This is a genomic window from Flavobacterium sp. (assembly GCF_030146175.1).
In the GTDB taxonomy this organism is placed as follows: Bacteria; Bacteroidota; Bacteroidia; order Flavobacteriales; family Flavobacteriaceae; genus Flavobacterium.
Genome location: NZ_JASLCE010000057.1, coordinates 24,275 through 43,370, shown reverse-complemented (window position 1 = coordinate 43,370; position 19,096 = coordinate 24,275). Strand labels below are relative to the sequence as shown.

Annotated in this window: 16 protein-coding genes; 10 read left to right on the top strand and 6 right to left on the bottom strand. The window is 40.1% G+C overall.

Features of this window, described 5'->3' with window-relative positions:
* Positions 1-490 precede the first annotated feature (490 nt).
* Positions 491-706 (top strand): hypothetical protein, encoded by a 216-nt coding sequence (locus tag Q1R07_RS07120; RefSeq protein WP_300487843.1) that lies wholly within the window; start codon positions 491-493, stop codon positions 704-706.
* Between the two features lie 14 nt (positions 707-720).
* On the opposite strand, the gene Q1R07_RS07115 is transcribed toward Q1R07_RS07120, so the two are convergent.
* The gene (locus tag Q1R07_RS07115; protein WP_300487840.1) at positions 721-1,311 is read right to left on the bottom strand and encodes a riboflavin synthase; all 591 of its coding nucleotides are present in this window, start codon (positions 1,309-1,311) and stop codon (positions 721-723) included.
* 58 nt (positions 1,312-1,369) lie between these two features.
* Between Q1R07_RS07115 and pdxA the strand changes: the two genes are divergently transcribed.
* From pdxA to Q1R07_RS07075, 8 genes are all read left to right on the top strand, one after another.
* Positions 1,370-2,419, top strand: coding sequence for a 4-hydroxythreonine-4-phosphate dehydrogenase PdxA (gene pdxA, locus Q1R07_RS07110; protein WP_300487838.1), 1,050 nt, complete (start codon positions 1,370-1,372; stop codon positions 2,417-2,419).
* Positions 2,420-2,489: 70 nt separating this feature from the next.
* Entirely contained in the window at positions 2,490-3,023 is a 534-nt protein-coding gene (locus Q1R07_RS07105) for a DUF177 domain-containing protein (protein WP_300487835.1), read from the top strand.
* 9 nt (positions 3,024-3,032) lie between these two features.
* Positions 3,033-3,227: a 50S ribosomal protein L32 gene (gene rpmF, locus Q1R07_RS07100; RefSeq protein WP_136403440.1), complete on the top strand. Its 195-nt coding sequence runs from the start codon at positions 3,033-3,035 to the stop codon at positions 3,225-3,227.
* 162 nt (positions 3,228-3,389) lie between these two features.
* Positions 3,390-4,394, top strand: a complete 1,005-nt coding sequence (locus tag Q1R07_RS07095; RefSeq protein ID WP_300487831.1) for a beta-ketoacyl-ACP synthase III — start codon at positions 3,390-3,392, stop codon at positions 4,392-4,394.
* 22 nt (positions 4,395-4,416) lie between these two features.
* Positions 4,417-4,902 (top strand): acetyl-CoA carboxylase biotin carboxyl carrier protein, encoded by a 486-nt coding sequence (accB, locus tag Q1R07_RS07090; RefSeq protein ID WP_300487828.1) that lies wholly within the window; start codon positions 4,417-4,419, stop codon positions 4,900-4,902.
* Between the two features lie 90 nt (positions 4,903-4,992).
* Positions 4,993-6,342 (top strand): acetyl-CoA carboxylase biotin carboxylase subunit, encoded by a 1,350-nt coding sequence (accC, locus tag Q1R07_RS07085; RefSeq protein WP_300487825.1) that lies wholly within the window; start codon positions 4,993-4,995, stop codon positions 6,340-6,342.
* A gap of 99 nt (positions 6,343-6,441) precedes the next feature.
* Positions 6,442-7,515: a hypothetical protein gene (locus Q1R07_RS07080; protein ID WP_300487823.1), complete on the top strand. Its 1,074-nt coding sequence runs from the start codon at positions 6,442-6,444 to the stop codon at positions 7,513-7,515.
* A complete protein-coding gene (locus Q1R07_RS07075; RefSeq protein WP_300487821.1) occupies positions 7,515-8,090 on the top strand; it encodes an outer membrane beta-barrel protein in 576 nt (191 codons plus the stop codon). Before Q1R07_RS07080 ends, Q1R07_RS07075 begins: the two co-directional genes overlap by 1 nt.
* A 77-nt stretch (positions 8,091-8,167) precedes the next feature.
* On the opposite strand, the gene Q1R07_RS07070 is transcribed toward Q1R07_RS07075, so the two are convergent.
* The 5 genes from Q1R07_RS07070 to Q1R07_RS07050 all read right to left on the bottom strand — a co-directional run bounded on the left by Q1R07_RS07070 (position 8,168) and on the right by Q1R07_RS07050 (position 17,322).
* Entirely contained in the window at positions 8,168-9,364 is a 1,197-nt protein-coding gene (locus Q1R07_RS07070; protein WP_300487819.1) for a hypothetical protein, read from the bottom strand.
* A gap of 126 nt (positions 9,365-9,490) precedes the next feature.
* Complete coding sequence (locus Q1R07_RS07065; protein WP_300487816.1) at positions 9,491-10,687, bottom strand: C1 family peptidase; 1,197 nt, start codon at positions 10,685-10,687, stop codon at positions 9,491-9,493.
* A 203-nt stretch (positions 10,688-10,890) separates the two neighbouring features.
* Positions 10,891-11,598, bottom strand: a complete 708-nt coding sequence (locus Q1R07_RS07060) for a hypothetical protein (protein ID WP_300487813.1) — start codon at positions 11,596-11,598, stop codon at positions 10,891-10,893.
* 333 nt (positions 11,599-11,931) lie between these two features.
* A complete protein-coding gene (locus Q1R07_RS07055) occupies positions 11,932-13,833 on the bottom strand; it encodes a S9 family peptidase (RefSeq protein WP_300487810.1) in 1,902 nt (633 codons plus the stop codon).
* Between the two features lie 135 nt (positions 13,834-13,968).
* A complete protein-coding gene (locus Q1R07_RS07050) occupies positions 13,969-17,322 on the bottom strand; it encodes a GEVED domain-containing protein (protein ID WP_300487807.1) in 3,354 nt (1,117 codons plus the stop codon).
* A gap of 259 nt (positions 17,323-17,581) precedes the next feature.
* Between Q1R07_RS07050 and Q1R07_RS07045 the strand changes: the two genes are divergently transcribed.
* Complete coding sequence (locus Q1R07_RS07045; protein WP_300487804.1) at positions 17,582-19,084, top strand: dicarboxylate/amino acid:cation symporter; 1,503 nt, start codon at positions 17,582-17,584, stop codon at positions 19,082-19,084.
* The last annotated feature ends 12 nt before the right edge of the window (positions 19,085-19,096 follow it).

The following is a 19,096-nucleotide window of genomic DNA, read 5'->3' as shown; positions in this document are numbered from 1 at the left end:
GAGTTGGGAATGGAAAATTAAAGTTGCCTTTTTAGATTGGCCAAAAAGTGATCTTTCTTTCCAGTTTAACGAACGTTTTGTCTCGGTTTTTTTGCGAGAATAAACTGATCATATAATGTCTAAAAAGTAAAAAAAGAAAATAGGTGTTAGAAGTATTAATGAAAATAGAGGTATTGTAGCATTTTTTTGAAAGGAAACACTTTAAAGCTAGAAGTGTCGTTTGTAAAATAATAGGTCTCCTGGGACATAAATAAGTCTTGTTGGGACAATTAGTCTAATTTTTGCAGATAAACAGAAAAAACGGAGTATTGGTCTATTTTTTTAAGGAAAAAGATTGTTTTGTTAAAAAAACTTGCTACATTCGTGTCCTGCAGAACTACTGGAAGAAAGGCCTTTTTTCTGTGTGAAATTTGCGATTATTTCAAATAGATTAACAATTTCTTGTAAAATATTTTTTATTCACGTTAAGAATATTTTTTATTTTTGCCAAATGAAAAACAGCTTTATAAAAATAGGAGTCTTTTCCTATTTCATTTTAAATACACTGTCAGCTATTGGAGCGCCGGTACCGCCGCCTCCGGAAAATGGTGCACCGCCACCTCCGGGAGCGCCTATAGACGAGCGCCTTTATTTACTGTTGGGTGTAGGGCTGTTATATGCATTTTACTATTACAAAAACTATCATACAAAAAAAGCGTCCGAATAATCGGACGCTTTTTTTTATTGTCGTAGTTCGTGTAACCTACTGACATATTTTCCAATCACATCAAATTCCAGATTAATGGTAGTGCCGACTTTAAAATTCTTAAAGTTAGTGTGTTCCATAGTATACGGTATGATGGCAACGCTAAACTCGTTTTCTTTGGAGTTAACCACAGTAAGACTTACACCATTAACGGTAACGGAGCCTTTTTCGATTGTGATGTTGCGTAATTTTGAATCATATTCAAACGTGAAATAATAACTGCCGTTCGCATCCTGAATATTTTTGCAGGTTCCAGTCTGATCCACATGACCTTGAACGATATGGCCGTCCAGACGATCGCCTAGTTTCATTCCTCTTTCCAAGTTGATCAAATCTCCTGTCTGCCAACTGCCTAAATTGGTTTTGTCAAGTGTCTCTTTTATGGCGGTTACTGTATAGGTGTCGCCATCAATAGCGACCACGGTTAAGCAGACTCCATTGTGGGAAACACTTTGGTCAATTTTAAGTTCGTGGGTTATGGAAGATTGGACGTGAATATGAATATTGTCGTTTTCTTTTCGGATGTTCCGGATGGTTCCGAGAGTTTCGATAATTCCTGTAAACATAACTGATTTATTTTGCTAAATTTGCATATCCAAAATTAGTAATAAATAACTAGTCGGCATGGTGAAAAAAGCAGAAAATATAATTGTAGGAATTTCCATAGGGGATCTAAACGGGATTGGGAGCGAAGTAGTATTGAAAACGTTCGAGGATACCCGTATGCTGGAGCTATGTACACCGGTCATTTTTGCTAATGTGAAAATCCTTTCCTTTATAAAGAAAACATTACAGCTCAATGCAAACCTTCACGGGATTGATAAGATGGAGCAAATTGTTCCCGGAAAAATCAACGTATTGAATGTATGGCGGGAAGGTGTTAATCTTGAATTTGGTGTCAATGATGAAAACGTAGGGAAATATGCTATCCGATCGTTTACAGCGGCTACAAAAGCGCTAAAGGAAGGGTTGGTAGATGTGTTGGTAACGGCACCGATCAATAAATACAATATACAATCGGAAGAATTTCATTTTCCGGGACATACCGACTATCTGGATCAGGAACTGGAAGGTGATGCCTTGATGTTAATGGTTCAGGATGGTTTACGCGTAGGTTTGTTTACGGATCATATTCCGGTTAACGAAGTGTCGAACCATCTAACGGAAGTACTGATTCATAAAAAAATAGAAACCGTTCATAAAGCGCTGATTCAGGATTTTGGGATTACACGACCTAAAATTGCTGTTTTAGGATTAAATCCACATTGTGGTGATAACGGTGTTATCGGAAAAGAAGATGATGAGGTGATCAAACCGGCTCTGAAAAAACTATTTGACAGTGGAATTATGGTTTTCGGACCGTTTTCGGCCGATAGCTTTTTTGGATTAAGTCAGTATGAAAAATACGATGCGGTTATTGCTAACTATCACGATCAGGGATTGGTTCCGTTTAAAACCTTGTCGTTTGGAAACGGAGTAAACTATACGGCCGGACTGAATAAAATCAGAACATCGCCCGATCATGGGACGGCTTATGAGATTGCTGGAAAAGGAGAAGCCGATTATAATTCGTTTAAAGAAGCGGTTTATCTGGCAATTGATGTGTATAATAACCGGAACGAACATAAAGAACTGGTTAAAAACCCTTTGAAAACCAAACAAAAACAGTTATAAACAAAAAAATGTTTACAACTCCTTTGAAATTCCAATAATTTTATATCTTTGCACGCTCAAAACTGTTGTTATGAATCATGATAAAGAATTTTTGATCCCTTTTGTTGGATTAAAGCAGGGAAAACACCAGTTTGAATATCATATAGATAAGAAGTTCTTTGAACACTTTGATTTTGATGACTATAATGGTGTCGATGTCAAAGTTGATGTGGTTCTGGACAAAAAAAGCACAATGCTTGAACTCGCTTTTAAACACAAAGGAACGGTAAATGTCCCATGTGATATAACAAACGAGGATTTTGATTTGCCAATTAAAGGTAAGATGAATTTAATTGTAAAATTCGGAGATACCTTTAATGATGAGAACGATGAGTTGCTGGTGTTACCTCATGGCGAATATCAAATCAACATTATGCAATACATTTATGAAGCAATTGTATTGTCGGTTCCAAGCAAAAGGATTCATCCCGGAGTAAAAGACGGAACGTTACAATCGGAAGCAATTGATCGCTTAAATGAATTAGCGCCAAAAGAACAACACAAAGAAGAAGAAAATACAGATCCCAGATGGGACAAATTAAAACAACTATTAACGGATAAATAATATAGTAAGATGGCACATCCTAAGAGAAAAACCTCGAAAACAAGAAGAGATAAGAGAAGAACGCATTATAAAGCGACGGTTCCTCAAATTGCTACATGTCCTGTAACAGGAGAAGCGCATTTGTATCACAGAGCTTACTGGCATGAAGGTAAAATGTACTACAGAGGTCAGGTTGTAATTGATAAGCAAGAAGCTGTTGCTTAATCGAAGAAAATAATAGAGAAAACTCTCACTATGTGGGAGTTTTTTTTGTTAAAAACCCTTTGAAACGAATTAAGTAGCGATAAAAAAGGCTTGGTTTCGGATTTTTTTTGTAATTTCCACCACTTTTTTCAGCTAAAATTTGAAAAAGAAAAAGTAACCCATATGACTAAAATTACAGCAGCCATTACAGCGGTTGGATCTTATGTTCCGGACTATGTTTTGTCGAATCAGGTTCTGGAAACTATGGTTGATACCAACGATGAATGGATTACCACTCGTACGGGAATTAAAGAAAGACGTATTCTCAAAGAAGAAGGACAAGGGACTTCTTTTATGGCAATTAGAGCCGCACAAAACCTGATTGAAAAATCGGGAATTGATCCTAAAGAAATTGACCTGGTATTGTTGGCAACAGCAACACCGGATATGCCGGTAGCCTCTACGGCAGTATATACCGCAACACAAATTGGAGCGACAAATGCTTTTGCCTACGATCTGCAGGCGGCTTGTTCCAGTTTTCTATACGGGCTTTCTACAGCCTCTGCTTACATCGAATCAGGACGTTATAAAAAAGTATTATTGATAGGGTCTGATAAAATGTCTTCTATCATTGATTATACCGACAGAGCGACTTGTATTATTTTTGGAGATGGTGCCGGTGCCGTATTGTTCGAACCGAATACAGAAGGTTTAGGCTTCCAGGATGAATATTTAAGAAGTGATGGCATTGGACGCGAATTCCTGAAAATTGAAGCCGGTGGTTCTATTTTACCTGCTTCGGAAGAAACGGTAAAAAATAAACAACACTTTGTACATCAGGATGGAACAACCGTTTTTAAATATGCGGTTTCCGGAATGGCTGACGTAAGTGAGAAAATAATGGAGCGTAATAAGCTTACAAAAGAAGATGTCAATTGGTTGGTAGCGCATCAGGCGAATAAACGTATCATTGATGCTACTGCAAACCGAATGGGGTTAGACGAATCAAAAGTATTGATAAACATCCAGAAATACGGTAATACCACTTCTGCAACTTTACCTTTATTGTTGTCTGATTTCGAAGATTCTTTAAAAAAAGGAGATAATATAATTTTTGCCGCATTTGGTGGTGGCTTCACTTGGGGAGCTATCTATTTAAAATGGGCCTACAATAAACAAAAAAACTAACTAAATCAAAATTCCGAACAAGATGGATATTAGAGAAATTCAAAACCTAATCAAATTTGTAGCGAAGTCTGGTGCTACTGAAGTAAAATTAGAGATGGATGATTTCAAGATCACCATTAAAACTACAGAAGCAGGAGCAGCAGAAACTACTTATGTTCAACATGTTCCAATGCAAGCGGCAGTTCCGCAAGCGGCAGCACCTCAGGCAGTAGCAGCACCTGCACCGGCAGCACCGGTAAGCACTCCGGCTGCTGATGACGATTCCAAATACCTGGTAGTTAAATCACCAATTATCGGAACATTATACCGTAAACCATCACCGGATAAAGCGCCTTTCGTAGAAGTAGGAAGCACTATCAATAAAGGAGATGTGGTTTGTGTGATCGAAGCCATGAAATTATTTAATGAAATCGAATCGGAAGTATCCGGTAAAATCGTTAAAGTATTAGTTGACGACGCTTCTCCAGTAGAATTCGACCAACCGTTATTTTTAGTAGACCCATCATAAGAAATTTTAAATGCTAAATTTTGAATGATGGTTTTTTTATGCCGCATTTAAAATGATTTAAAATTTAACCCGAATTTAAAATTTCAAGAGATGTTTAAAAAAATATTAATCGCAAACAGGGGAGAAATTGCGCTTCGCGTAATCAGAACCTGTAGAGAAATGGGCATCAAAACTGTGGCCGTATATTCGACTGCAGATGCGGAAAGCCTACATGTTAAATTTGCTGACGAAGCAGTTTGTATCGGTCCTCCGCCAAGTAATTTATCCTATCTGAAAATGTCTAACATTATTGCGGCTGCAGAGATCACCAATGCAGATGCAATTCACCCCGGATATGGATTCCTTTCGGAAAATGCTAAATTTTCCAAAATTTGTGAAGAGCACGGTATTAAATTTATCGGAGCTTCACCGGAAATGATCGAAAAAATGGGAGACAAAGCTACGGCTAAAGCAACCATGAAAGAAGCGGGAGTTCCTACTATTCCGGGATCAGAAGGTCTATTGGAATCGTATGAGCAAGCGGATAAATTAGCCAAAGAATTCGGATACCCTATCATGTTAAAAGCTACTGCCGGTGGTGGTGGAAAAGGGATGCGAGCAGTTTGGAAAAAAGAAGATTTACAAAAAGCATGGGAAAGCGCGCGTCAGGAAGCCGGTGCAGCCTTCGGAAACGATGGAATGTACATGGAAAAACTGATCGAAGAACCACGCCATATTGAAATACAAGTTGTAGGAGATTCCTATGGTAAAGCGTGTCACCTTTCAGAAAGAGATTGTTCGGTACAACGTCGTCACCAGAAATTAACAGAAGAAACGCCTTCTCCATTTATGACGGACGAATTACGTACGAAAATGGGAGATGCAGCGGTTAAAGCGGCCGAATATATTAAATATGAAGGTGCTGGTACGGTTGAGTTCTTGGTTGACAAACACCGTAACTTCTACTTCATGGAAATGAATACCCGTATTCAGGTAGAACACCCGATTACAGAGCAGGTAATTGATTACGATTTGATCCGTGAGCAAATTTTGGTTGCGGCTGGAGTGCCAATTTCCGGTAAAAACTATTTACCACAGTTACACTCTATCGAATGTCGTATCAATGCCGAAGATCCGTATAACGATTTCCGTCCGTCACCAGGAAGAATCACAACGTTGCATTCGCCGGGAGGACACGGAGTGCGTCTGGATACACACGTGTATGCCGGATATACCATTCCGCCAAACTACGATTCGATGATCGCTAAGTTGATCACTACAGCGCAAACCCGAGAAGAAGCGATCAACAAAATGAAACGTGCTTTGGATGAATTCGTAATCGAAGGAATCAAAACGACAATTCCGTTCCACAGACAATTAATGGACGATCCGGATTATGTTGCTGGTAACTATACTACAAAATTCATGGAAGGTTTTGTAATGAAAGACCCGGTAGAATAAGCCCGAAAAACAGAATAATTAAAAATCTCACACATCAGTGAGATTTTTTTGTTTTTATGCTTTCAGATACTCTATATTTGGCGCACAAAAACAAACCTTATGAAATTTAAAAAATTACTTTTAGGATTGACAGTTTTTGCTGCCATCCTGTATTCGTGTTCGTCCGACTCTTCTTCAGATTCGTCTGCTTCAACACCGGAATCGGTAGCTGATGCAAAGCAAAACATTACCAACACATTTAATAGTTTTTATAACTGTTTGAATACGCTTGACGATGGAGAACTTTCGAATTTTATACTATATTCATTGTTCAATTCCGGAAATCAGGATTATAATGATTCCTGGATCAAAAATTTATCCAACAAATTTGAAGGACAATATGGTAAAATGTTCTTAAATAACAAACTGCAATTTGCCAATAGAGCCGGTGTATATGTATGGAATTCCACATCGCAAAGCTGGACCAAACAAGCGGCATCTAATATTATTACGTTAAGGTTTCCATCGCGTCAAAACCATTCCGGGAACGATGCGGAATTTAGCCTAAATGCATACAATGATACTTCGGTTTCTTATACTTCCGAAACATATTGGTTACCGACGTTGGTGAATTTTACATTAAAAAGAGATAATAATTTGGTGTTTTCGTTAAATGCATCCAACATTACTTTTAATGTAAATACAAACTTTAGTATGCCTACCAATGCTGATGTAGTGATCTATACGGCTCCGTATACGCATAATTTTTCATGGAGAAGAAATTCGGCTGTAGATTTTCAGTTAAATTATACTTCCGCTACGCCACAGGGATGTACCAATTCGATTGTTACTAATGTGAAATTAAAACATTCGGATTATGGGAATATTACATCAATCAGTGATGTGAAAACGGCAAATGGAACAGTATCGGTGGGTGATCTTAAAATTGTTTATGCAGCCAATATTGAAGCGATTACGGCTTATGAAAACCCAACTCCGGCTCAAATCAACAACAATACGAATGCCGAAGTGTATTATAATAATGCTAAGATCGGTAACCTGATTTATGACGAGGTTAATGGTACTACAAAGATTTATATTGTTTATGCAGACGGAACCCGTGAGAATGTGGATGTTTATGTAGGTGATTTTGAAACAAAAATCAGAGCGATCTTTGAAAATTACCTGAATTAATGATCCTGAGAAATACGATATTGTTATTTGTATTACTGGGTTCGCTATGCTGTTTTTCGCAAAACGAACCATTAAAAACAGTTGATACGGTACAATTTAGAAGCCGATTGGGAATAGGAATTTCGAACTTTATTAATTCTGCTTTTTCATCCGATAAGAATGCTTATAATCTCGAATACCGTTATGCATTAAATAAAAAATATGCACTTCGGGCCGGAGCAAGTTATGAAAAAGACGATAGTGAAGGCGGATTTACAGAAATAGGGTTAAAGATAGGTGCTGATAAAGTGTTTCGCCAAAACAAACACTGGACGTTCTATTTTGGAGCCGATATATTGAGTAGCTATTCCAATTTTAAAAACGTTAATAAAGATAATTATGCTGTTGGTATTGCGCCGCTCCTGGGTATCCAGTATAACATAGTGGATAATTTTTCGATATCGATCGAACCGATGTTGTATTTTAAATACAATATTGTGATTGATAACGCTACCTTTCTGGAAAACAAAAGGACCACTTGGTCGGAATCCGGATTTGGAAAAACGGGATATATTCAGCTTAATTTTCATTTTTAAATATAAACAGGCTGTCTCACTTAATGGAGACAGCCTGTTTTCTTTTTTAGAGTAACCGGGATAATACGATCAGATTACTATCGGTTAAACGGTTCTTCGTTAATCCAGTGAAACCCACGTCCGGTAAGTAGAAAATCGGCTTTGGTTTTGTGTTTTAGCTGTATTTTTACCGAATCGGCGGTATGAAATAACAAACCGTCTTTGGTTTTTTCATAACGGAAATACTCCGCTTTGGGAACCGTTTTGTCGTTATCGGTTATTTCGCGTAACACGATGGATTTGGCCACCGTATCGATAGTCGACGTGAACTTCATTTCCCGATTGTTTGTATAGCGGATTCCGGCTGCATCGCGGGTTTCAAAAACAAAATGCAAATAACCGGAATTGTTTTCCGAATCGGTCACTTCATAAAAACCATAGAGTGGCGGATTACTACTGTTCTGGTTGTGCATTTTCAGATAGGCGATTAGAAAAGCCGAAAATATTCCAACCGATAAAAGTAGTTTAAAACCGGTTTTGATATACTGCAATACTTTTTCCGATCGGGCATCGCCCAAATAGATAGTGTGTTCTTTTTGCGTTACGGCTTTGTCCAGAATAAAAAAGCGTATCAATCGGACACGTTCGTAATACAGGAGTATCAACGCCGCCAGCAACATATGAATGGAACTGATTTTAACCGGAATATCATAACAAAGGTTCATCATCACAATATTGGTGAGTACTCCGGTAAGGATTACAGTTCCTAAGGTGATCGTTTTACGGTTTAATAGTAAAAGACCGCCTAGTACTTCGGCCAGGCCGGTAAAAGCGGTGTAATAGGGCGAAAACTGCATAAAAGTCCATGCCAGTCCCATTGGCGACGATTCGCCGTAAGGCTGTGCCAGTCGGAAATATAAAATAGGGGGAAATTGAAACGGAAATACTTTACTAAATCCGTAAACCAACATATAAAACGCGAGATACAATCGCAATGTGACCTGAAAAAGGTAACGTATGGTGGTATAGGTATTTTTATTGTTAAGCTGACTGAGCTGCATGGTTACCGGTAGCGCCAGAATCAAACTAAGACAGAGGTTCCAAAACGTAGTGATGTAGGCATAGGTGTTATCGCCGCTTCCGCTACCACTGGTTTCGAACGAATAGCCAATATGGAAGATGTTTTTGGCCGACCAGAATACCAAAGGATTCAGTACCAATGCAAATAGAAAACTGAACAGGTGGAAAATGAAATAAATAAATAAAAAATGCAGCAGATATTTCTTCAATGGCATGGCAATTCGTTTTTATAAATATAACTGTATTTTCATATAAATAGTATGCCATAAAAAAATCCCGAAGCGATGGCTTCGGGACTTGATTTTGATTTTGATTGATGATAGTAAGGTAAGTGAGGTATATTATAATTTTAGCTTTTTAGCAATGGCCGATGGAATCGCTCCTTTATGAACCATGATATCGGTAGTTTTGTATTTTACGAAATCTTTCGTCATATACAAATACCCTTTGTAATCGTTGGAAAGACCCCATGAGTTTTTCACGATATAGTATTCTTTACCGTTCTGATCTTTAGAAATTCCCACGATGTGCATTCCGTGATCATCGGTAGTTGTATAATTGTCAAATGCTTTCTGACGTAATTCTTCTGTGATTTTCATTTCCGGTTTCGGACCGTTAAACATATCCGCTTTTTCTTCCGGAGTCATATCGGCAAAGTTTTTCTCAGGAATAAAGGCTACACCATTTTTCCAGCTGAATCCTTTTTCACTAACGTCACCAGCCCACGCTACTGTATATCCTTTTTTCACCGCATTGTCGATGATTTCTGTTAACTCATCCATTTTTACGTTATATACCTGATCGAAAGCCCAGTTATCCGGTACTAATAAGGTGAATTTAGAATAGTAAGGATATTCCTGTAGGGAAGAAATTTCCACATAATCGTCCGGGTTAATACCCACTACCTCTTTAGCAAAAGATTGCGGCGTATATTTTTTTCCTTTATAGTCGAAAGAAGTCGGAACCTGACCTAAGTAAGCGTCAATAACAGCAGTATAGGCTTTTTCCCAGTTTGGTGTTAACTCTCCATTTGGATTTTTAACTACAGCTGCCAATACACCTTCCATCACACCACTCATTTCGGCAAATTTATTTTTGTCGGTTCCGTAGTTTAATCCGGTATAAACGGTTTGCGGAACAGCACCATATTTACGGTACATATTCATTACATCATGGAAAGCACCACCATCGCCTAAAGTAACGGCACCATGCATGCGAACATACATTTTTCCTTTTTCTACATAAGCGTTACGGGCAGAGAAAATCTGAGATAATTCAACCGGCTGTTTTCCCATACGGATCATTTCCGACTCGATAAACGAGTTGGCCGAATAACTCCAACAGGTTCCGGATGAACCCTGGTTTTTGATAGATGTATTTTCCAGGTTAATAACATCGGTAAATTTGAATGATTCTTTACTGTTTGAACTCGCATTATTCTTTAACGCATTTACTAAGTTGTCCTGTGCGAATCCGGAACTTAAACCCATTAGTAAAGCCGAAGCCATTACAACTGGTTTAATAGAAAAATTGTACATAATTTAATTTTTTTGATTTCAATTAATTTGAGTCCGAAATTAGGATGTTGTTACACGGGAAACCAAATTTTAACACATATTTATGTTTTTGGTAACCTTAGTGAAAAGGATTTTCTTACGGGACGAATTTATTGACAGGGGAAATTGAAGGATCAATCAATTAAAAAAGGATAGGGAATAAAAAAGGGGGAGGTTGGAATGGCTTATATTTTTAGATTCTTAATAAGCCGGAATTCAGTTTTCCGGATAGTAGAAGTCGCTTTAACCAAAGATTTGATTTCCTGAGTGAGTTCGGATAATCGGGTACAGGCTTTTGCCCGGTTGTTTTTTAGCAGTAGGTATTCAGAATAGGTCGTGATTACGGTATCATTGGCCTCGATGGCTTCTTTCTTTATCGCTTTTAATGCCAAAATAGATAAGGTTTTGTCCAGGACGGTGTACGCGTTTTTAAGATCTTCAAGTAACGTAATCACGGACGAAAACAACTGAATCTGCGTGATATAAGAGAGGTAGGCTTGGTTGATATTATTTTCAATACTGCTATTGCCAACATTGTGAATCCTGTTGGCGCCTCGTATCTGGGATATAAAATCCGAAATCAGAAGTGCTTCCTGAGAGGTTTTTCCAAAATGCTCTTTAATAAAAGCTCCGATACAAGACAGGCGTTTGCGGATGGCATCGTCTCTTTTAATAAAGATTCGTTTCAGATTCTCCACCGCATCGGAATACAGTTGTTTTTTTTGATGGATAGTCGCATTCTGCGTTTTAATAATGGAAATGGTCATTTCTAGTTCAGAAATTACCGACTTACAATTTGCAGGCAGATAGGGACTATTATCTTTTAATAAAGTAAGCAGCTTTTCTGCATTTGTAACTTTAATAAAATAAATGGATTCAGAACATGATCGCATGACATAAATATTAAGTTAGTATTTAGATATAATGTTTTAAATGCCTTTGGAGCAAAACAATATTCCGGTGGGGGATCATGCCGGTAAAAAAAGGGGAGGTAAATGAGATAATGTTCCGGTCAGGAATAGTGACGGATCATTATGATGTAAATATATAAAAAAATATCAAATGTAGTATTTTTGAGAAAGTACTATGTATGATTGTAATATACAATTTATTGTGAATGAGCTTTTTCTGTAGAAAATACAAAAGGACAACCCTTATGGATCTGGATAGCCCGGTTGGGATTTTGTGGTATAAAAAAACCGGAGCAGTGCTCCGGTTTTCTGTTATTATAAGGTTTCGTTTAACCATTTAAAAAATTCACGTTGCCATACCAGCGCGTTTTGTGGTTTGGTAACCCAGTGATTTTCTTCCGGGAATAACATAAAACGGCTTTTGATCCCTTTTAGCTGTGCTGCCTGGAAAGCTTCCTGCCCTTGTCCGATTGGAACGCGGTAGTCTTTTCCGCCCTGAATAATCAGGATAGGTGTATTCCAGTTGTTGATCAGTTTTATAGGATTGAATTGATTGTAGGCTTTCTGAGCGACAGGATTATTGGTTTCCCAATACGCACCACCGTGATCCCAGTTGTTAAAGAATACTTCCTCGGTAGTTCCGTACATACTTTCAAGATTGTAGACACCACAGTGGGAGATAAACGTTTTGAAACGGTTTTTGTGAATTCCGGCCAGGTAAAATACCGAGTATCCGCCATAGCTGGCACCAACAGCACCCAATCGGGTTTTATCTACATAGGATTCTTTAGCAACATCATCAATAGCCGATAGGTAATCGTCCATTACTTGTCCGCCCCAGTCTTTACTGATGGCCTCGTTCCATTGTACCCCATGACCCGGCATACCGCGACGGTTTGGTGCTACGATAATATAACCCTGAGAAGCCATTAGTGAGAAATTCCAACGGAAGGAATAACTTTGCGTTAAAGCCGACTGTGGTCCACCCTGACAATATAATAAGGTAGGGTATTTTTTGTTTTTGTCGAAATTTGGAGGAAGGATCACCCAAACCAACATTTTTTTACCGTCGGTAGTGGTTACATACCGTCTTTCGGTTTTACTTAAAGTCAGTTTGCCGTAACTATCGTTGTTTACAGTCGTTAATTGCTTCCAGCTTTTTTTCTTAAGATCATACGCATAGATTTCCGGTGCATGATTCATGTCAGTACGGGTTACAATAGCCGTATTCCCATTGAAACCAATCAATTCGGTAACGTCAAAATCGCCATTGGTAATTTGAGTAACGCGTACGGCAATTTTGGTCAGACCCGGAAAGTTTACTTCAAATAACTGACGTGTTCCGTCTACAGCGGCAATAAAATATACTTTTTTACCATCGGCACTCCATTTAAAACCATCTACGGTTCCATCCCATGCTGCGGTTAAATTAATATCGATTCCTTTATGACGAACGATGATGTCGTTTTTGTCGGCCTCATATCCGTCGCGTTTCATTTGCAACCAGCTTAGGTCACCCATAGGTGATAAAGTTGGATGCGTATCATATCCCGGATTGTTTTCCGTTAGGTTGCGAGTCGTTTTGGTTGCGATGTCATATTCGTACAAATCGGTATTCGTACTGATGGCATATGCGGTACCGGCTTTCTTTTTGCTTACATAAATAATCTTGGAACCATCGTGCGACCAGATATAATCCTCGTCTCCACCGAAAGGTTTTTGCGGAGCGTCGAACGGCTCGTCTTTCATAATGTCGATAGCGCGAGCTTTATCGGTGTTTTCGGCATAAAAAACGTGGTTATGACTTCCGTCATTCCAGGTATCCCAATGACGGTAATCCAGTCCGTCGTAAATTTGTGCTTCCGATTTTTTCAATTCCGGATAAAAATCTTTTCCAAGGACTTTGGCTACTTTTACCTCTTTGTGCGATACGATGTATTTTCCATCGGGCGAAACATTTTTATCGGCCACCAGATTTTTCACATCCGGAACCTCGGTAGGAATACCACCATTCACCGGAAGGATGTAGTATTTAGAATTCAGTTTGTTTTCGTCAATGGAAGGTGTGGCTACTTTGTAAACAATATTCTTCCCGTCTTTTGAAATCCCGATAGGGGAAAGACGTCCCAGTTTCCAGAGAATATCCGGATTCAGGGTTTCTTGTGCTGTGCTTGTCAGTCCCATCATACCCAGGGTTAAAATAAGTAGTTTTTTCATTCGTGAATTAATTTTAAAAAAAGAAAGCTTAAAAGTAAGCATTTTATTGAGATTAGACCGTTCCGACTGTAAAGTAAAAAGCGACCCTATGAAGAGGCCGCTTTAGAAGGATTAATTAAGGGATAGCAAAAACGATTATTGTTTGATAAAACGTTTGCTGCTAACCGTGTCGTTATCTTGGATCTCAAGAATATAATTTCCGGTAGCGATGGTACTTATCGCAATGTTGTTGTTGCGGACGGAACCGTTAAGAACCTCCTGGCCTAACAGGTTAAAGATTCTGAAAGTTGCCTTTTCGGATACATTGGTAATGTTTAGGATGTCACTGGCCGGATTCGGATATAGCTGTATATCGGTCACTGTAGTGTCTCTGCCAACATAGTTTTCTTTAGCCGAAGTCGTGATGTTTACGGTATAATCTTCCACTTCACCATAGGAGAACGCCTCACAGGAAGTTGGAACCCCGTTGTATTTCATCGAAACGCGCATTCTTGTTGCGCCATTCAGAGCTGTAGCCGGTACCGTAAAGGAACCTGATGCCGGAGTAGCGGTTGATGCCGCTCTGCTCCATACCAGTTCGCCACTGTCGGTAAAATCGCCATTCTGATTGTAATCAATCCAAACAGCAAAACCTTCAGAATAAGCCGTTCCGGTCCAGGTTGGTGTTACGGTAATCGTATTAGCAACACCTTTTACCAGATTGGTGCTAATACTGGTATAATCGGAATAACCGGTTCCGCCTGTAGAGGTATTGTTGATTGTGCCCAACTGAACGCGTCCGATATATTCGTCTGCGACACTGTTTCCTTTAGAAGTGCAATAGGTAACCGGAGTTATTCCACCGGTTTGAAGGTTTACGGTATAATCTTCCACTTCACCATAGGAGAACGCTTCACAGGCTGTTGGAACCCCGTTGTATTTCATCGAAACACGCATTCTTGTTGCGCCTGTGATTGCAGTAGCGGGTACGGTAAAGGTTCCGGTAGCCGGAGTTGTTGTGGCAGCCGCGCGGCTCCATACTAACTCACCGGCATCGTCAAAATCTTTATCACCATTATAATCAATCCAAACGGCAAAACCTTCAGAATAGGTACTTCCGGTCCAGGTTGGCGTTACCGTGATCGTATAGGCGCTGCCTTTGGTCAGGTTGGTAGAAATACTGGTGAAATCAGTATATCCGGTTCCGCCGGTAGACGCATTGTTAATTGTGCCCAACTGAACACGTCCGATATATTCATCGGCTACGCTGTTCCCTTTGGACGTACAATAGCTCGCCGTCGCTGGTAAGGTCGTTACGGAAACAATATTACTTTCGGCCGAAATATTGCCGGCAGCATCTTTCGCTTTTATCGAAAAGGTATAGGTTGTATTCGCCGTTAATCCGGTTACATTATAAGTAGTTGTTGTTACCGTACCTAATAAGGTAGTGCCACGATACACATCATAACCTGTTACACCTACGTTATCGGTCGATGCGGTCCAGGATAAATTGGTCGTTGTCTGCGTCGTTCCGGAAGCGGCTAAACTCGTCGGAGCGGTTGGTGGCTGTATGTCGCCTCCGGTTCCGCCGGTGATGGTAAAGTTCACGTTTGAAATATCAAAGAAGATATGGTTGGAACCTTTAACCATGATACGGTTTTGTGTTCCCGGATTGTTCGGTACGGTAATCGATTGTGTTCCGTCGTTTGGTGTACCGGCCAGAATGGTAATCGGATAGGTATTTCCGCCATCGGTCGATAAAAGAATATCCACATTGGCTGCGTTTACGCCATTGGCAGTTGTTCCGGCTACGTTCCAGGTTACGGTTTGCGCCGATCCGGCAGCCCATGATACCGCTGTGTTTGGTGCGCTTACGGTAAAAGGTCCTGCGGTAGCGTTTACGGTTACAACCATATCATCACTATTATTGGCAGGTCCTCCGGCTCGGTTGTCGCGAACCGTTAAACGGAAATTCATCGATCGGGCTACATTTGGTACAGCTTCCCATTTCCAGGAAGTTGCTCCGGTTTTAACGGTGCTCATTTGCGGAAAATAACGCACTCCGGATGTGGTTGGTATAAACGATTTAAAAGCAGGTCCGGATGTAGCGGTTACGCTCGGATAGGTGGTCGTTGACGTTCCGGAATCCATTTGCTCCCAGCAATAGGTCAATGTGTCGCCATTGGCATCGGTTCCGGTTCCGGTTAGCATAAAAGGAGTGCCTTTCGGAATGGTATAATCGGCGCCGGCATTGGCTGTAGGAACGGAATTTCCGGTAGCCGTATTGGTCTGACAAGTTGTGGTCTTAATATAATTGGTTACCTGTTGGATACTCACCGCATGGAAAAACGGATCGCTATGTGCCTGTACATCGGTGGCTCCGGTAATACCGGCATAACCCATAATCGTTGTGCCACTTCCCGGTTCGGTTTGTACACCGGTTCCTTCGTTGCTAAAAGTAAAGGTGTGGTTAGCTCCAAATTGGTGACCCATTTCGTGTGCTACAAAGTCGATGTCGAAATTATCGCCCGTCGGAACGGTACTGGTGGTAAAGCCACTGCCTTTATTCGATTTACAAACACATCCGATACATCCGGCATTTCCGTTGTTTCCGATAGCAGACATCAGGTGGCCGACGTCATAATTGGACGCACCAATAACACTGGTTAAAGTCGATTGTAATTCCGAGTTATAATTGGCATCCGTACTTCCGTATGGATCGGTGCTGGCACTGGTATAAATCACCGCATCGGTATTGGCAATTAACACCATTCGAACGCCGAAATCCATTTCGAAAACGCCGTTTACACGTGTCATGGTGTTGTTAATTGCGGCCAGCGCCAAGGCTTTGGTTCCGCCGTGATAGGAGGTATATTCGCCGGTTACCGACATTGCCAGGCGATAGGTACGTAGTGTGCTATCATCGGCATTCGGACGAAGTGCTTCACCGGAATTGCCCACTTTCGAAATGGCATGATCCAGTACTTCACATTCAAATTTTGTAAAACCGGCTATTTTATCCGAACGTTTAAAAACGGAATAGGTTTCCAGATCGGTCGAATACGGTTCGATAAAAACCGTCTGCTTGTCGGCAGCTGTTCGCATCGCCTGTACGCCCAATGGCGAAACACTGATACGAATAATGGCTGATGGATCGTCAACGCCTTGTCCGACATACGATTTTATTTCGGGATAACGGGCGGCAAGTTCCGGAGCCATTACCGAAGCTTCCGTCATACGGAAACGTTCCAGTTCGCCATCGGCATTCGGGAATGCAATGATGACATTTGATTTGGCGTACGTCAGCGACCGGTCCGGTGCTTGTAAAAGTGCCGTTTTGAGCCCGTTAAGGTTCAGGTCAAAAAGATTTTTAACAGGAAGTGGTGCTCTTTTTTCGAAAGTAGTCATACTACTTTTTTTAGAAGACACTTTCCAGAAAGGGTTCCCGTTTTGGGCAAAGGAAACACTCGTAATTGCCAATAAAGCAAGTGAAAGTAATTTGCACTTCATAGGTTGTGAGTTTTTTAGGTTAAATTTTTCGAATAACAAATATATTTTAACATTTTTTGTTTGAATCAGTTAAAGATGATCATAAGTGAACCATATCTTAATCTTAACTTTTTGTAGGGGTAAAATGATTTGTTTGTGATTTTGCTAATTTGGAGCGGATAAAAGAGGTCGGAAGCGGATGATAAATTGCTTTTTATGAAAATAGCAACGGGCAGTTTGGAAAAATATACCTATTTTCACGGACTAAAATTGAATGCACGTGAAAAGTAACAACAAACTATTTATCGCAATTATCATCTCATTAGTACTGGGCGTCTTCCTGGGGTATTTGGTCAATTCATTAGGAAAAGGAAATACACTCCGGTATACACCTGCAAAAGAAGGTGCCGATGAACTGATATTTGAGACCAATGACGGGGTAACCCACCATCAAAAAGTTTTTGTTATAAAAGACAGTCTGGAATACAACCAACTTCATAAAACCTTGCCGGCAGACGTTATGGTCGTGGTGGCAAGCAGTAAAAAAGTAAACGTGGTACCAGAGGTGTTAAAAACCAACGAAACTTTAAAACTTGAAAAAACGCATAAATCGGTTAATGAATCCGTTACGTCTATTGATAATATCGATTCGTTTTCCGAAAAAATAAAATTACTGGGAACCATCTTTATTCGTCTGGTTCAAATGATCATCGCACCATTGGTGTTTTCGACCTTAGTGGTTGGAATTGCAAAAATGGGCGATATGAAAATGGTGGGACGCGTTGGAGCGAAAGCCATGGGTTGGTTTATTTCAGCATCTCTGATGTCCTTATTATTAGGGATGGTATTGGTAAACTGGTTAGAACCGGGTAAAGGAACACCAATTAAAATGGAAGATGCTTCTTCGGCCGGGGAATTATTGGAAAAAACACAATCGTTTTCGCTGGAAGAATTCGTAAAACACGTGGTTCCGAAAAGTATTTTTGAAGCGATGGCAACCAACGAGATTTTACAGATTGTAATCTTCTCGGTTTTATTCGGAATTGCACTGGCTTCTCTGGGTGAGGCTGCCAAAGGAATCATTAAAATGCTGGATGTTGTTTCGCATGTGATCCTGAAAATGGTAACCTATATTATGTGGGTGGCGCCATTGGGTGTATTCGGTGCTGTTGCGGCCGCTGTGGCAAGCTATGGTTTTGAAATCTTCGGATTATATGCCAAATACCTGTTGGATTTTAGTATCGGAATTGCCCTGTTATGGGTCGTATTACTCACCGTGGGTTATGTGATTTTAGGAAAACGTTTATGGGAGTTGTTGCGACGCATCAAAAGCCCATTGTTAATTGCCTTTTCAACTACCAGTAGTGAGGCGGTTTTTCCAAAACTGGTTGAGGAATTGGAACGCTTTGGATGCCAGAAACGTATTGTGTCGTTTACCTTACCGTTAGGTTATTCGTTTAATCTGGACGGTAGTATGATGTATATGACCTTCGCGAGTATTTTTATCGCACAGGTATATGGAATTGATATGCCGATTGAAAAACAATTAACCATGTTACTGGTGCTCATGCTAACCAGTAAAGGAGTAGCCGGTGTACCGAGAGCATCACTGATTGTAGTGGTGGCGACTTGTGCCATGTTTGGTATTCCACCCGAAGGGATTGCATTGATATTACCAATTGACCATTTCTGTGATATGGCGCGAAGCATGACTAACGTTCTTGGAAATGCGTTGGCAACCACAGCCGTAGACAAATGGGAAACAGCGAATGAAACTAACTAACTAATATTTATA

Excerpts from the sequence above, each read along its gene's own strand:
- Q1R07_RS07055 (WP_300487810.1), bottom strand. The coding sequence starts at position 13,833 with ATGAAAAAACTACTTATTTTAACCCTGGGTATGATGGGACTGACAAGC.
- Q1R07_RS07115 (WP_300487840.1), bottom strand. The coding sequence starts at position 1,311 with ATGTTTACAGGAATTATCGAAACTCTCGGAACCATCCGGAACATCCGA.
- Q1R07_RS07070 (WP_300487819.1), bottom strand. The coding sequence starts at position 9,364 with ATGCCATTGAAGAAATATCTGCTGCATTTTTTATTTATTTATTTCATT.
- pdxA (WP_300487838.1), top strand. The coding sequence starts at position 1,370 with ATGGTGAAAAAAGCAGAAAATATAATTGTAGGAATTTCCATAGGGGAT.
- Q1R07_RS07065 (WP_300487816.1), bottom strand. The coding sequence starts at position 10,687 with ATGTACAATTTTTCTATTAAACCAGTTGTAATGGCTTCGGCTTTACTA.
- Q1R07_RS07080 (WP_300487823.1), top strand. The coding sequence starts at position 6,442 with ATGAAATTTAAAAAATTACTTTTAGGATTGACAGTTTTTGCTGCCATC.
- Q1R07_RS07060 (WP_300487813.1), bottom strand. The coding sequence starts at position 11,598 with ATGCGATCATGTTCTGAATCCATTTATTTTATTAAAGTTACAAATGCA.
- rpmF (WP_136403440.1), top strand. The coding sequence starts at position 3,033 with ATGGCACATCCTAAGAGAAAAACCTCGAAAACAAGAAGAGATAAGAGA.
- accB (WP_300487828.1), top strand. The coding sequence starts at position 4,417 with ATGGATATTAGAGAAATTCAAAACCTAATCAAATTTGTAGCGAAGTCT.
- Q1R07_RS07105 (WP_300487835.1), top strand. The coding sequence starts at position 2,490 with ATGAATCATGATAAAGAATTTTTGATCCCTTTTGTTGGATTAAAGCAG.
- Q1R07_RS07120 (WP_300487843.1), top strand. The coding sequence starts at position 491 with ATGAAAAACAGCTTTATAAAAATAGGAGTCTTTTCCTATTTCATTTTA.
- Q1R07_RS07075 (WP_300487821.1), top strand. The coding sequence starts at position 7,515 with ATGATCCTGAGAAATACGATATTGTTATTTGTATTACTGGGTTCGCTA.
- Q1R07_RS07095 (WP_300487831.1), top strand. The coding sequence starts at position 3,390 with ATGACTAAAATTACAGCAGCCATTACAGCGGTTGGATCTTATGTTCCG.
- Q1R07_RS07050 (WP_300487807.1), bottom strand. The coding sequence starts at position 17,322 with ATGAAGTGCAAATTACTTTCACTTGCTTTATTGGCAATTACGAGTGTT.
- accC (WP_300487825.1), top strand. The coding sequence starts at position 4,993 with ATGTTTAAAAAAATATTAATCGCAAACAGGGGAGAAATTGCGCTTCGC.